Consider the following 13,997-nt stretch of genomic DNA (forward strand, 5'->3'; position numbering starts at 1 on the left):
TTTCGATAGCTGATCGCAACTTCGAACGGGACCGTAGATAGGAAGCGCTTTCCAGTCAATGGTTTGCGCAAGAATCGAGAAATCCGAAGTCCCCGCCCAGCGAGCGGCGGCTCAGCGACTGAACGGGGACGTACGGGAACCGAACGGGGACTTCCGCGAACTGGACGGGGATTCCCGCGAACTGGACAGGGATTTTCCGGGAGTTGCTATCCGGCGAACGCGGGCTGCGGCAGGCCCTTCCCCGCGCCGGGGATGACCAGGACCGAGCCGGAGAGCGGGTGCGGGGCGTCCAGGCCCGTGCGGGCCGTGGTGATGTAGAGGTCGGTCAGGTCGGGGCCGCCGAAGGCGCAGGCGGTGGGGCGGCGGACGGGGAGGTCGATGACCCGGTCAAGGTCGCCGGACGGCGTGTAGCGGCGGACCGCGCCGCCGTCCCAGAGGGCCACCCAGACACAGCCGTCGGCGTCGACGGTGAGGCCGTCGGGGAAGCCGTCGTCGACAGTCACCAACAGCCGCCTGTTGGTGGGCAGTTGATCCTCGCCCACGTCGAAGACGTCGATGCGGCGGGTCGGCGAGTCGATGTAGTACATCAGCCGGCCGTCCGGGCTCCAGCCCGTGCCGTTGCTGACGGCGACGTCGTCGAGGATCGTGCGTACGGTGCCGTCCGGGGCGATCCGGGACAGCGAGCCGCCGCGCGGTGCCTCGTCGTAGCGCATGGTGCCGAAGAACAGCGAGCCGTCGGGGGCGACCGCCGCGTCGTTCGCGCGGCGGCCCGGGACGGGCTCCCGGTGCAGCCATCGGAAGGGCTCACCGGAACCCGCCGGTCCGTACAGGCCCACGCCGTCACGGAGGTTGACGACCAGGCCACCACCCGCGCGGGGCTTGGCGGCGCCCCCGTGCTGTTCGGTGGCCATGACCGTGCGGTGTCCCGAGACGGGGTCGTACGTGTGGACCCGTGAGCCGAGGATGTCGACCCAGATGAGCCGCTGTTCGCGCGCGTCCCAGGTCGGGCCCTCGCCGAGGGCCGCGTCCGCGCGGACCGCGACCTCGACGGGCGTCATCCGACGCTCCGGTGACCGAGCCGCTCGGACAGCTCGGCGGCGCCCTTCACGGCGAGCTGCTCCAGTTCGGCGCGGCGCTCGTCGCTCCAGCGGATCATCGGTACGGAGATGGAGAGGGCGGCGACGACCTGTCCCGTGCGGTCGCGCACCGGGGCGGCGACGCAGCTCACGTCCGGGTTGGACTCGCGGCTCTCCACCGCGATGCCGCGCCGGCGGATCTCGGCGAGGGCCTCGCGCAGGGCGGCCGGGTCGGTGATGCTGTTGGGCGTCATCGCGACCAGCTCGGCGTTGTCGGGGATGCGGGACGTCAGCTCCGGCGCGGGGAGCGAGGCGAGCAGCATCTTGCCGACGGAGGTGCAGTGCGCGGGCAGCCGACGGCCCGCCGCCGACACCATGCGCACCGCGTGCGTGGAGTCGACCTTCGCGATGTAGATGACGTCGGTGCCTTCGAGGATGGCCACGTGCACGGTCTCGTCGCAGGTCTCGGCGACCGAGCGGGCGACCTGCTGGCCCTCGGCGGCGAGGTCCAGCTGCTCGGCGTAGCGGCTGCCGAGCTGGTACGGGCGTACGCCGAGCCGGTAGCGTCCCGGCTGACCGGGCACCTGGACGATGTACGACCGGGCGGCGAGCGTGGTGACCAGCTCGTGCACCGTCGTGCGGGGCAGCTGCAGCTTGCGCACGATGTCGGGGGCGGAGAGAGTGCCGTCCCCGTCCAGGAAGAGCTCGAGTATGTCGAGAGCTCGGGTCACGGCAGGTACGAGGCGTCCCACAACCGGCCCCCTCCCTTATGTTCGAAATTTCAACAGACGATCGGCATGACGAACACAGGTTACTCATGGCTGTCTTGGGCGGGCAATGGGCGGGTAACGGGTGAGCTGGGCGAGACGGGTGGGCGGCGCCGGGTGCCTGGTGGGCGGGGGTGCACTGGGGAAGGCCCCGACGGGAGGTCAGCGCCGGGCGCGGGGGTCGCCCAGCTCGCCCCGGAGGCGTTGCGCCCGCAGCACGAGCTCCAGCTCGAACCGCCGGTCGGGGTCGTCGATCTCGTCACCCCAGAGTTCGCGTATCTGCCGGAGGCGGTAGCGCACCGTCTGGGGATGGACACCGAGCCGCGCCGCGACCTCGGGGGCACCGCCACGCGTTTCCAGCCACGCCAGCAACGTCTCGGCGAGCCGCCGCCCATGCGTGGGCCCGCAGTGCTCCAGCGGCGCCAGACACCGCAGCGCGAGATCGTCGATCAGCTCCTCGGGCTGGAGCAGGACCAGGGCCTCCGTGTGCTCCGTACAGTGGAGAACCTCCCCGGCGGGGAGTAACCCCCGCTCCATCAGCCGTACCGCGGCCTCCGCCCAGCGCAGCGACTTCGCCGCGTCGGCCAGCGGCACCGGCGGCCCGATCGCCCCGGCCCACCCGGTCAGCGCCCGGTGCAGCAGCTCGGGCCGCCCCGCCGCGTCCGGCTCGGGCACGACCATGCGGGGCTGCTCGTACTCCATGTCGAGCAGCACGCTCTGGCCGACGGCGGGCGCGACAGCCTCCCGGGCCGGCCGCAGCAGCACCCCGACGGCGACCCGGTCGGGCAGCGGCCAGCCGATGCGGGCGGCGCGTTCGACCAGCGCCTCGGCGGGGTCGCCCCGGTGGTGGTGTTCGGAGAGCAGCAGCTCCATCAGGCGCCGCTGGAGACGCAGCCGCTCCCCCGCCTGCCGGGCCGCGGCCTCGGCGTAACCCCGGACGGACTGATCGACCAGGCCGTCCAGATACTCGTATCCGGCGTCGACGAGCTCGTACATCGCCGGTGGCGGGATGTCGACCCGCTGCCCGATCTCGGCGAACCGCCGCCAGGCGAGCCTGACGCCGAGCCGGTAGATCGCCTGGAGCGAGTCGAGGCTGCGGCCGTGCAGCCCCTCGCCCCGGCCGAACTCCTGGAACACCTCGGGGTGGACACGCGGGCGGCCCTCCGCGGTCTCCAGATGCTGCACGAAGACCTCGATCGCGCGCCGGATACCGACGAGCGCCATCGGCTCCCCGGAGTCGTCGAGGACGACCGGCAGATGCGGGTACTCGCGGCGGATCTCACGCAGGATCTCCTCGGCGAGCACCGGCGCCTCGGCCATCGCCAGCGCCGCGAACTGCCGCACCTGGAGGCGGGGAACGTCGTGCCAGGCCGAACGTGTCGTGACGGTTCCCGGGCGGGCGGACTGTGTCATTTGCTTCGCCTCCGGGGCGCTCCAGCCGGTGTCGAGAGGACGACCGTGCTCAGCCCCTCCTACGTCGGGGCCTCCGCGCTCCCCCGAGCTCTCAGCTTCGTTCGAGCAGGGGGGACTCCCATGTCCTCTCGACACGGGCGCACCCCTGCGGCTTCGCACGGGTCAGCGCTCCTGCCCGGCGTTTTCGTACGTGATGAGCGGCGTGTTCGGCTGGTCCGGGGTCGCGTCGAGCAGCGCAACGACACCGAGCGCGGCGCCCACGGCGAGCGCGGCGGCGGCCGCGACGGTCAGTGCGGCGGCGAGCAGTCTGGACATCGCAGGGTCAGCCTCTCTGTCGGAGGTCGTCCCCACCCCAGCACTCCGCGCGGCCGTGGTCATGCGGCCCCGCGGCCCCTGCCCATTCCCGTTCCACCGGTCCCGTCCGGTGTTCGTGACGTTCACCGGCCCCAAACCGATGACAGTCCACCGGCCCCAAACCGGTGGCAGTTCACCAGTCCCAAACCGGTGGCAGTTCACCGGTCCCAACCGGCGTCAATCCACCGGTCCCGTCCGGCGAGGCCCCAGCGCCGGCCTGGCGTCAGGGCCTCGGCACAGTCTCGACAATGCATTGACACCCCGTCAAGGGTGCGCCTACGGTTCCCGGCCCATACCGCACGTGCACTTTCCCTCCTGGTGTCGACGCACTCGTATTACCTTGTACCACCACATATCACCCGTGCGTCGAGCCTCCTCACGCCCCTGGAGTGCCCGGATGCGCCGGAAAGCCACACCCATTTCCCTGATCCTTCTCGGCCTCGGCACCTTCCTGCTCGTGCTGGCCCCGCTGCTCGCGTGGTACGTGGAACCACGAGCCGCCGTGAACCCGATCGACATCGACACGACCGCCGTCTACACCGGCACGGGCAGCGTCTTCGACGTCGACAAGGTCGAGACCGTGCCCGACCAGAAGATCACCGTCACCCAGCAGGTACGCGGCGACGTCGCCGACAGCGAGCGCAGCGGAAAGGCCGTCTGGGACGTGACGACCACCGTCGACACGGACAAGTCGCTGCCCGCCGCCGACCCGCACGACGCCCTGGAGTTCGTGCCGGGCCGCTGGGTCACCAATCGGAAGACCAACGCGCCGGTTCACTGCTGCCAGGAGAAGCCGTACTTCGAGGGCGAGGCCTACCTCAAGTTCCCCTTCGACGTGCAGAAACGCGCGTACCGCTGGTGGGACAACTCCCTGGGCGCGACGGTCACGCTGCACTACCGGGGCACCAAGAAGATCCGCGGGTACGAGGGATACCGGTTCACCGGATCCGTCCCCGCCACCAGGACCGGGACCCGGTTGGTGCCGGGCGCGCTCGTCGATGAGCCCGAGCGCAGCCAGGTGCTCGCCGAGGAGTGGTACGCCAACCATCTGATCGAGCTCGTCGTCGACCAGCGCACCGGACGGGTGATCTACGCGCAGGTCGGCCCGCGCAGGACGCTGCGTGCCCCGGGCGGCAAGAAGGACGCGGCGGTCCTCCTGGACAGCCAGAAACTGGCCTTCACCGCCGCGACGCAGAAGGACCAGGTGGACCAGGCGAAGACCGAGAGCGGTCAACTGCGCATGGTGGGGCAGACGTTGCCGATTGGTGCCGGTGTGCTCGGTTTCGTCCTGGCCGTGGTGGGGGTCGTTTTGGTGGTACGCGGGCGGCCGGATCCCGATACGTCCGAGTCGTCCCAGGCCCCGCTCACGATGTGATGTGCCGTCAGCTCCACAAAGCCCGGAAATTGTCACTTCGGTGAGTAGCCGCATCGAACCGCTGGGCGAAAACTGTCCAACCCCACCCGAGCACAGCCCACCCACATCCCCGTTACGGCGAACGCCCAAAAACCCCACAGTTGGGCAGATTCTCCGCCCCACCCCATCGAAAGGCCAGAGCAGCCCCCACCGAAAGACGCCGGCCCATCGAAAGACGCCGGCCCCTCGACAGACCAGAGCCGAAAGATCCAAAGATCCGCACCGCGCCCTACCCCCCACGCTGAGTTCCGCACCCTGAGACGAGTTGGAGCACCCATGCCCCAGCACGTGCCTTCCCCGCTGCGCGCCGCCTTCCCGCGCCCCGCGCAGCACCTCCCGGCGCTCCCCCCACAGCCGCGCCGTATCGTTTTTCTCGCCCGCCGCGATCTCGGCAACCCGGCGGCGGGCGGCTCCGAGCTCCTGGTCGACCGGCTGGCCGAAGGGCTGACCGAGCTCGGCCACCAGGTCACCCTGCTGTGCGGCGGTCCCGCGGCCTACCGCGACTACCGGGTCGTCTCGGCGGGCGGCGACCTGGGCCACTTTTTGCGCGCCCGCCCCGCGTTCCACCGTCAGGTCGGTGACTGCGACCTGCTCGTCGAGGTGTGCAACGGGCTGCCGTATCTGGCACCGCTGTGGCACCACGGCCCCACCCTCTGCCTGGTCAATCACGTCCACACGGACCTGTGGAAGATGCGGTTCGGCGGACCGCTGGCGCCCGCCGCCCGGCTCGGCCGAAGACTCGAGCACTGGGCGCTGGCCGGCGCGCAGCGCCGCAATCTGCTGGTCGCCGTCTCTCCGTCGACGGCCCACGCCCTGCGCGCGATCGGGGTCGAGCGGGACCGCATCCGGGTCGTGCACAACGGGGTCGAGGAGCCGGGGCCACGGGCCTCGCGCTCGCCGGAGCCGCTGTTCGTGGCGATGGGGCGGCTCGTGGAGTACAAGCGGATCGATCTGCTGCTGCGGCTGTGGGAGCGGGTCCGCCCGGTCACCGGCGGCCGCCTGGTGATCGTGGGAGACGGCCCCGAGCGGGAGCGACTCGAACAACTCGCCGGTCCCGGCGTGGAGTTCACGGGCCATGTCTCCGAGGCCGAGAAACACCGGCTGCTCTGCGCCGCCTGGCTGCTGCTGCACCCCTCCGCCGTCGAGGGCTGGGGCCTGGTCGTCACCGAGGCGGCCGCGCGCGAGACCCCGGCGATCGCCTTCGACGTACCCGGACTGCGCGACTCCGTGGTGGACGGCGAGACGGGGCTGCTGGCCCGCGGCGAGTCCTCCTTCGCGGCGGCCTGGTGCACCCTCGCCCTGTCGGCCCACCGTCGCGAAGCGATGGGCAAGGCGGCCCGCGACCGCGCGGCCCGGTACCGCTGGAACCACACGGTCCGCCAGTTCGGAGCGGTGGCCGCGGAGGCGGTGAGGGGCTGGACGCCGTGACCGCCCCGAGCAACGCCGGCCCACGGCTCAAGGACCCCTCCATACGCCGTTCCCTCGCCCTCTTCCGTGCCTTCCTGCACGAACAGGACGACCCCGAGTCCTGCTATGCGCTGCTCGCCCGGGACGCCGCCGACCAGGTCGAGGCGTACGGCGCCGTCGAGGGCCGTACCGTCGTGGACATCGGCGGCGGCAGCGGCTACTTCACCGAGGAGTTCCGGCGGCGCGGAGCCCACGCCTACCTCTTCGAGCCGGACGTACGGGAGTTGGGGTCGAAGCCGCCCGACTCGTCGGTCGTCGCGGACGGTTATCTGCTGCCGCTGGCGGACGGGGTCGCCGACGTCTGCTTCTCCTCCAACGTCCTTGAGCACGTGGCCGATCCGCAGACGTTCCTGAGTGAGATGGTGCGGGTGACCCGGCCCGACGGGCTGATCTACGTGTCGTTCACCAACTGGCTGTCCCCGTGGGGCGGTCATGAGTGGGCGCCCTGGCACTACTTCGGCGCCGAGCGGGCGCGGGCCCGCTACCGCCGCCGTACCGGCAAGGCCGCCAAGCACACCCTCGGCGAGAACCTCTTCGCCGTGCACATCGGCACCACCCTGCGGCAGGTGCGCGCCCGCGACGACGTCACGGTCGTCTCGGCGCGCTCCCGCTACTGGCCGTTCCTCGCCTCCGCCGTCACCAAGACGCCGGTGCTGCGCGAGTTCGCCACCTGGAACCTCCTCCTCATCCTCCGGCGGTGTCCACCATGACGAGCACGGTCCAGGCTCCTCCCCCGGCAGCCGTCCGCCCCGCCGCGACCACGTCCGGCCCTCCGGAGGGGCCCCGGTCGCGGCGCTGGCTGCTGGGTTTCTGGGCCGTGGTGTTCGTGCTGTTCCTGGCCGTGCACCCCGGGCGGATGACCTTCGACACCAAGCTCGGTGTCGCGCTCGATCCCTGGCAGTTCCTGTCCGACCTGGGCCAGTTGTGGCACGACCGGGGCGGTTTCGGCGGCATCCAGGACCAGTACGTCGGGTACGTCTGGCCGATGCTGCCGTTCTACGGCCTGTGCAAGCTGATCCATCTGCCGGTGTGGCTGGCGGAGCGGCTGTGGCTGTCGCTGGTGGTGTCCGTCGCCTTCTGGGGCGCGCTGCGGCTGGCCGAGCGGCTGCGGATCGGGAGCGGTTCCGCACGGCTGCTCGCCGCCGTCGCGTACGCGCTGTGGCCTGTCTTCACGATCGTCGTCGGCTCGACCTCCGCTGCCGCGCTCCCGGGCGCCTTCCTCCCCTGGGTCCTGCTGCCGCTCACGAACGAGCGCTACAGCGCCCGGATCGCGGCCCTCCGCTCCGCGCTGATCGTCCCCTTCATGGGCGGCGTGAACGCGGCCGCGACCCTGGCGTCCCTGCTCCCGGTCGGGCTGTATCTGCTCTCCCGCCCGCGCGGGCCCCGGCAGCGCAAGCTGATCGCCTGGTGGGTGCCGGGCGTGATCCTGGCGACCGCCTGGTGGTGGATCGCGCTGCTGATGCTCGGCATCTACGGCGAGAACTTCCTTCCCTACGTGGAGACTTCGGGCACCACGACCGCCACCATGTCGGCCACCGAGTCACTGCGCGGGGCCGGCAACTGGGTCGCGTATCTGCACTTCGGCGAGGCCTGGCTGCCGGCCGGCTGGACCGTCGCGTCCTCGGTGATCGTGATCGTCTGCTCGACGCTCGCGGCCGGTCTCGGCCTCGCGGGCCTGGCGAGACGTGACATGCCCGAGCGCCGCTGGCTCGTCCTGACCGTGCTGTCGGTCGCGCTCATCACCCTGGCCGGGTACGGCGGTTCGTTCGGCGCGCCCTTCCACGGCGTGGTCCAGGACTGGCTGAACGGCGGGCTGGTCCCCTTCCGCAACATCTACAAGTTCCAGACGGGCCTCGCGCTCGCCCTCGTCCTCGGCCTCGCACATCTGGTGGGCATCGCCTCCGAGACGCGCGGCGCCCGTCCCCTACCCGGCCGCCGCTTCGCCCCGCTGATCGCGGCGGTCCTGGTCCTCCCCGGGCTCGCCTGGCCATACCTCAACGGGTCGATCCTGCAGCCGGGTTCGTTCCAGGAGCTCCCCAAGTACTGGCAGACCACGGCCGACTGGCTGGAGAAGTACTCGCCCGACTCCCGCGCCCTCGTCGTCCCCGCCACCGCGCACGGCATCTACACCTGGGGCTCCACCATCGACGAGCCCCTCGACGTGCTCGCCGACTCGCGCTGGGCCGAGCGGGACTACGTCCCATTCGGCACCCCCGGCAACCGGCGCGCCATGGACGCGGTCGAGCAGGCACTGATGGCGGGCGGCGAAGTCCCGGGACTGGCCGACTACTTGAGCCGCGCCGGGCTCTACTACGTCGTCGTACGCAATGATCTGGACCCGGATCAACTCGGTTACGTCCCGACCGCGACCGTGAAGCGGACCCTGGAGCAGTCCGGGTACCAGCGGGTCAGCGGGTTCGGGCCGGTCATGACCGGCGGCCGGATCGCGAACGACACCCCGATGCAGGTCGAGGGCCTGTATCCGCGCCAGCGCGCCGTGGAGATCTACGAGCCGACCGACAAGGACGTGCCGAGGCCCGGACAGGCCGGGCTCAAGCCGATCGCCGACACCGCCGTCGTCTCGGGCGGCCCCGAGTCGCTCCTCCCGCTGGCCGCCGACCCGTCGATGCGGGGCCGCGCCACCGTGCTGACCGGCGACAACCATCCCGGCCTCGGCACCTCGGAGGTGCAGGTGGTGGGCGATGGGCTGCGGCGTGCCGACACCCGCTTCGGCCTGGTCAACTCCAACACCTCGTACACGTACACGCGCGACCAGCGCAACGACAGCGACAGCGTCCAGGACGCCGGAAAGAAGCCGCACCAGATCCTGCCGACGAAGGGCATCCGGCACCAGACGGTGGCCCAGCTGCGCGGCGCCCGCTCGGTGACGGCGTCCTCGACCGGCAACTGGCTCTTCTACCTCCCGCAGTACGACCCCGTGAACGCCTTCGACGGCAACCCCGGCACGGCATGGGCCGAGGGCGCGGCGGGCTCGGCGAACGGGCAGTGGCTGCGGATCCGCTTCGACGGGTCCGTGGACGTGCCGTCGTCGTTCAAGGTGACTCCGCTGCCGCAGGACGGGGTGCGGTCGGCGGCGACGCGGGTGCGGGTGGAGACGGAGAAGGGCTCCGTCACCAGCTACCTCCAGCCCAACGGTATGGCCCAGTCGATCAAGGCCCGCCCCGGGTCGACGGGTTGGCTGAAGATCACGATCGTCGACTCGACCGAGCAGCACGCAGGTCTCACCGGTGCGGGCTTCTCCGAGATCGACCTCCCGGACGTCCAGGTGACCCGCCTGCTGCGGCTCCCGACCGACGCCTCCGGCTCCGACGCGTCCTCCGAGATCGTCTCCCTGCACCGCACCACCGACCCCACCGGACTCTCCCCGACGGGCACCGAGGCGGGCCTGCACCGCAGCTTCTCGACCTCGACGGCGGGCACGTACGCGATGAAGGCGAGCGCGGTCCCGGTCCCGGGCGAGGACCTCGACAAGCTGCTGTACGAGGTGGCGCCCGAGCAGAAGAGCCGGATCACCGCGACGGCGGACTCCACGGCCAAGCTCGGCGCGGGCCTGTCGGCGCGCAACCTCACCGACGGCGACCTGACGACGGCGTGGATCGCCGGCGGCAACCCGACGATCCATCTGAGCTGGCCCGACAAGCAACCGATCTCCTCCATCGTGCTGGCCCCGGCGGGCGGTCTGTCGACCCGCCCGACGAAGATCGACATCAGCTCCCCGGACGGGGCGGCGATCGTCGGCGTCGACGAGAACGGCTGGGCCCGCTTCGACCCCATCACCACCGACCACCTCGACATCACCATCACCGAGACCGCGCCGCTGACCGTCCACAACCCGGTCGCGGACGACGACCTGCAACTGCCGGTCGGCCTGACGGAGGCCTACATCCCGGCACTCGATCAGTACCGCACCCCCCAGCCGTCCGGCACCCGGCCGTTCTCCCTGCCGTGCGGGAAGGGTCCGGTCGTCGCGGTCGACGGGAAGCTGTACGAGACGAGCGTGAAGGGGACGGTACGGGACCTGGTGGAGCGCCGGGCCGTTGATGTGACGCTCTGCCAGGAGGGTCGTACGGGCACGGCTTTGGAGCTCACCGACGGCTCGCACCGGGTCGAGGCGGGCGACGCCGGGCCGCTGGCCCTCACGGACGTGACACTGACGCGCGGAACGGTCGCGGAGGCGGCCACCGCCGGGCGGGACCTGAAGATACGGGACTGGCTGGGCGACCGCCGCGAGGTGACCGTCGGCTCGGGCGCGGCCTCGTACCTGACGACGTACGAGAACTTCAACGACGGCTGGAAGGCCACGCTGGGCGGCAAGGAACTCACGCCCGTACGGCTCGACGGCTGGCAGCAGGGCTGGCAGATCCCGGCCGGCGCGGGCGGGATCGTCAAGCTGTCGTACGAGCCCTCGACGACGTACGAGGCCGGGCTGATCGGCGGCGGTGTCGCCGTGGCCGCGCTCGCGGGCGCCGTCCTGTGGCGCCGCCGCTCCCCCAACCCCGACGAACCGCAGCCGGTGCCGCCGCTGCCCGGTCTGTGGCCGGGCCTGGTCGCGCTCACCCTGGTCGGCATCGTGATCGCGGGGTTCTTCGCCCTGCTGGTCCCGGCGCTGGCCCTGCTCGCCCGACGGCGGCACACCCTGCTCGTACCGATCGCGTTCCTCGCGCTCGCCGGGGCGGGGATCGCCGCCGCGACGGGGGCGGGGTCGCCGGTCTCGGCGGACGAGGGGGCGTTCGGGCCCGCGGCTCAACTGCTGGCGCTGATCGGGTTGTTCGCGGGCTTGGTGAGCGTCCGGGAGCCGGACACCTCCGGGGCGGGGGTCTCCCGGTGGGAGGCACCACCGGGTGCGCCATCGGGTTCGTCGGAGGCACCTACGGCACCGCTGCCGCAGCGGGTGCGGGGGGAGAGTGGGGGACCGGGGGTCCTGCCCGGCGCTTTGCCCGGGGGCTTCGAGGAGAAGCGGGGCGCGGGGGCCAAGTCGGCCGGGGAGAAGCCCGGCGCGTCGGAACCCGGGGCCGAGTCCGGAACCGCAGGACCCGGGACCGAGCCCGGAACCACAGGACCCGGAGCCGAGCCCGGAACCACAGGACCCGGGGCCGAGCCCGGAACGGCGGGACCCGGAGCCGGGGTCGCCGCCGGCCCGACCATCTCGGCGCGCGGTCCGGGATCGGCCCAGCCCGAGCCCGACCCCCCGACCGCGCGCATCGCGTTCCGCAAGCCGAGGTTCAGGGCGACACCGCCCGAGGACCCCGGCGCCCAGGAGGACACGGGGAGGGGCGACACCACATGACCGCAGTGGAGCACCCGGCACGGGACGGCACGGACGGTCCGATGCGGCCCCCCGTACGCGTCCCGTTCCCGGTGGTGGACGAGGTCGCCCGCCACTGCCTCCAGGAGGAGGAACCGGAGACGGTCCACATCGAGGTCCACCTGCCGGGCCGCCTCGACCCGGACCGGCTGAGGACCGCGTTCACCGAGGCCCTCCAACGCCACCCCCGCATCCTGATGCGTGAGGCCCCGGGCCCCTGGTACCGACGCCGCTACGAATGGGAACTGACCCCCGGCCCGGACGTGGAGGTGGTCTCCTTCCCACCCCCGAGCCGAGACGCCCTCAGAGCCGCAAGGACCAGGGCCCTCCAGGAGGCCCCACCCCTGTCGGTGTCCCCACCGATACGCCTGGAGGTGGTGGAAAACGCGGGCCCACCGGTGGGCAGCGAGGCCACCGACGCGGTGGACGTAGCTGTGGGCATGCGTGCCGCCAGAGGCGGCACCCGTCCCACAGAGCGCGGCACCCCGCAGGCGCCGGGCTCGCCGACCTCTCACCCCCGCCCCACCCCCGGACACCCGGACCCCAGGGGCTCAGTCCTCTTCCTCACCATCAACCACACAGCCCTGGACGGCCCCGCCTGCCTCCGCATCCTGGCCACCGCGGCGGAGCTGTACGGCGGCCAGGACAACTCCCCCGCCGCACCCCCGGTGCGCACCCCCGACCAGACGGACACCCCCCAGGTGGACACCCCCTCCCCCTGGACCCCACCCGCCAGAGTCGCCCCCGGCACCCCCGAACCCTCGCCCGGCAACGGCATGCTCGTCACCGAGCTGTCCGTCCCGCGCCGCGCCAAGGGCTCCCCCTACACGGTGAACGACCAGCTCATGGCCGCCACGGCCCTCATGCTCGCCCACTGGAACAGGGAACACGGCGCCCGCCCCCGCCCCCTCCGCATCACCATGCCGGTCGACGACCGCCCCCGCGACGCGGACATGCCGATCGGCAACGGAACACGGCTCGTCGAGGTCACCTTCGCCCCGGAGGAGTTGGACGCACACCGCATGGGCGAGCTCCTCCGCCGCACGGCGAACCGCACGCGCGCGCTGAAGTCCCTCGACCGCCCGCAACTCGGCCACGGAGCGGCCCTGTTGACCGCCCCCGTGGTCCCCGTCCCGTGGCGTGCGGCGGTCACCAGAGGCCTGCGCAGGGCAGCGGGCCCCTGGACGTCCACCACCCTGCTGAGCAACATCGGCCGCATCCCGTACCCCCTGGACTTCGGCGAGGCGGCGGGCCGCGCCCACGCGGTCTGGTTCTCGGCCCCCGCTCGTATGCCCCGCGGCCTGACCGTCACGACGGCATCCACCGCGGGCCGCCTGCACCTCGCCCTGCGCTGGTCCCGCACCCTGCTCAGCCACGGCGACGGCGCCCACCTCCGCGACCTCTTCGAGCACTACCTTCACGCCACGGAGGGGGACATCCCATGACCACAACAGCCCCTGCACGCCGGGGACTTCGCGAGTTCTACGAGGACCCCGCCGTCCCCGTCGCCTCCGGCACGCCGCGCAGTCTGCGCCAGGCCCGCATGCTGGCCGCCGCGCTCGGCCCGGCCACGGCGGGCGCGAAGACGGTCCTGGACATCGGCTGCGGCGACGGCACCGCGGCGGCGACCGCCGCCCCCCTCCTCGCCGGGCACCGTCTGGTCGGCGTCGACTGGTCGCAGGACGCCCTCAGACGCGCCCACGCCCACATGCCGTACGCGATCCGGGGCGAACTCACCGACGGCGGGCTGCCGTTCGCGACGGCCTCCGCCGACGCGGTGCTCTTCAGCGAGGTCGTCGAACACCTCACGGACCCGGACAGCGCGCTGGACGAGATCCGCCGAGTCCTGCGCCCCGGCGGCCACTTGATGCTCTCCACCCCGAACCTCGCCGCCTGGTACAACCGCGCCCTGCTGCTCGTCGGCGTCCAGCCGGTCTTCTCGGAGGTGAGCCTGCGCGCGATCCACGGCCGCCCGGGCAAGGAGGTCGTGGGCCATCTGCGGCTCTACACGGCCCGTGCGCTGCGGGAGTTCGTGACCGCGTCGGGCTTCGAGGTCGTACGCCTGGCGGGGGCGCCCTTCCACGGCGTACCGCGTCCGCTGCGTCCCCTGGACCGGCTGGCCTGCGCCGCGCCATCCCTGTCCTCCATCCTGCTCCTGCACGCGCGAAGGACCTAGACCA

10 protein-coding genes are annotated in these 13,997 nt (G+C 72.1%); 6 read left to right on the forward strand and 4 right to left on the reverse strand.

Annotated features, from left to right (window positions below; genetic code table 11):
* Positions 1-206: 206 nt before the first annotated feature.
* The 4 genes from ACFY0T_RS04215 to ACFY0T_RS04230 form a co-directional block, all read right to left on the reverse strand.
* The gene (locus tag ACFY0T_RS04215) at positions 207-1,058 is read right to left on the reverse strand and encodes an SMP-30/gluconolactonase/LRE family protein (protein WP_388864458.1); all 852 of its coding nucleotides are present in this window, start codon (positions 1,056-1,058) and stop codon (positions 207-209) included.
* Entirely contained in the window at positions 1,055-1,828 is a 774-nt protein-coding gene (locus tag ACFY0T_RS04220; RefSeq protein WP_388864459.1) for an IclR family transcriptional regulator, read from the reverse strand. Before ACFY0T_RS04220 ends, ACFY0T_RS04215 begins: the two co-directional genes overlap by 4 nt.
* A gap of 177 nt (positions 1,829-2,005) precedes the next feature.
* The gene (locus ACFY0T_RS04225; RefSeq protein WP_388864460.1) at positions 2,006-3,256 is read right to left on the reverse strand and encodes a PucR family transcriptional regulator; all 1,251 of its coding nucleotides are present in this window, start codon (positions 3,254-3,256) and stop codon (positions 2,006-2,008) included.
* A 162-nt stretch (positions 3,257-3,418) separates the two neighbouring features.
* Complete coding sequence (locus tag ACFY0T_RS04230; protein WP_362024606.1) at positions 3,419-3,571, reverse strand: hypothetical protein; 153 nt, start codon at positions 3,569-3,571, stop codon at positions 3,419-3,421.
* Positions 3,572-4,007: 436 nt separating this feature from the next.
* Here ACFY0T_RS04230 and ACFY0T_RS04235 point away from each other — a divergent pair, with 436 nt between their 5' ends.
* From ACFY0T_RS04235 to ACFY0T_RS04260, 6 genes are all read left to right on the forward strand, one after another.
* Complete coding sequence (locus ACFY0T_RS04235; RefSeq protein WP_388864461.1) at positions 4,008-4,985, forward strand: DUF3068 domain-containing protein; 978 nt, start codon at positions 4,008-4,010, stop codon at positions 4,983-4,985.
* A 315-nt stretch (positions 4,986-5,300) separates the two neighbouring features.
* Positions 5,301-6,452: a glycosyltransferase family 4 protein gene (locus tag ACFY0T_RS04240; protein WP_388864462.1), complete on the forward strand. Its 1,152-nt coding sequence runs from the start codon at positions 5,301-5,303 to the stop codon at positions 6,450-6,452.
* Positions 6,449-7,201: a class I SAM-dependent methyltransferase gene (locus tag ACFY0T_RS04245; protein WP_388864463.1), complete on the forward strand. Its 753-nt coding sequence runs from the start codon at positions 6,449-6,451 to the stop codon at positions 7,199-7,201. Before ACFY0T_RS04240 ends, ACFY0T_RS04245 begins: the two co-directional genes overlap by 4 nt.
* Positions 7,198-11,799 carry an alpha-(1->3)-arabinofuranosyltransferase family protein gene (locus ACFY0T_RS04250; protein WP_388864745.1) on the forward strand — a complete coding sequence of 1,534 codons (4,602 nt, stop codon included), beginning with the start codon at positions 7,198-7,200 and terminating at the stop codon, positions 11,797-11,799. Before ACFY0T_RS04245 ends, ACFY0T_RS04250 begins: the two co-directional genes overlap by 4 nt.
* Positions 11,796-13,262 carry a condensation protein gene (locus tag ACFY0T_RS04255; protein ID WP_388864464.1) on the forward strand — a complete coding sequence of 489 codons (1,467 nt, stop codon included), beginning with the start codon at positions 11,796-11,798 and terminating at the stop codon, positions 13,260-13,262. Before ACFY0T_RS04250 ends, ACFY0T_RS04255 begins: the two co-directional genes overlap by 4 nt.
* The gene (locus ACFY0T_RS04260) at positions 13,259-13,993 is read left to right on the forward strand and encodes a class I SAM-dependent methyltransferase (protein WP_388864465.1); all 735 of its coding nucleotides are present in this window, start codon (positions 13,259-13,261) and stop codon (positions 13,991-13,993) included. Before ACFY0T_RS04255 ends, ACFY0T_RS04260 begins: the two co-directional genes overlap by 4 nt.
* Positions 13,994-13,997: the final 4 nt, after the last annotated feature.

Origin of the sequence: Streptomyces sp. NPDC001530 (assembly GCF_042894545.1) — a bacterium.
In the GTDB taxonomy this organism is placed as follows: Bacteria; Actinomycetota; Actinomycetes; order Streptomycetales; family Streptomycetaceae; genus Streptomyces.

Excerpts from the sequence above, each read along its gene's own strand:
- ACFY0T_RS04215 (WP_388864458.1), bottom strand. The coding sequence starts at position 1,058 with ATGACGCCCGTCGAGGTCGCGGTCCGCGCGGACGCGGCCCTCGGCGAG.
- ACFY0T_RS04225 (WP_388864460.1), bottom strand. The coding sequence starts at position 3,256 with ATGACACAGTCCGCCCGCCCGGGAACCGTCACGACACGTTCGGCCTGG.
- ACFY0T_RS04230 (WP_362024606.1), bottom strand. The coding sequence starts at position 3,571 with ATGTCCAGACTGCTCGCCGCCGCACTGACCGTCGCGGCCGCCGCCGCG.
- ACFY0T_RS04235 (WP_388864461.1), top strand. The coding sequence starts at position 4,008 with ATGCGCCGGAAAGCCACACCCATTTCCCTGATCCTTCTCGGCCTCGGC.
- ACFY0T_RS04240 (WP_388864462.1), top strand. The coding sequence starts at position 5,301 with ATGCCCCAGCACGTGCCTTCCCCGCTGCGCGCCGCCTTCCCGCGCCCC.
- ACFY0T_RS04250 (WP_388864745.1), top strand. The coding sequence starts at position 7,198 with ATGACGAGCACGGTCCAGGCTCCTCCCCCGGCAGCCGTCCGCCCCGCC.
- ACFY0T_RS04255 (WP_388864464.1), top strand. The coding sequence starts at position 11,796 with ATGACCGCAGTGGAGCACCCGGCACGGGACGGCACGGACGGTCCGATG.
- ACFY0T_RS04260 (WP_388864465.1), top strand. The coding sequence starts at position 13,259 with ATGACCACAACAGCCCCTGCACGCCGGGGACTTCGCGAGTTCTACGAG.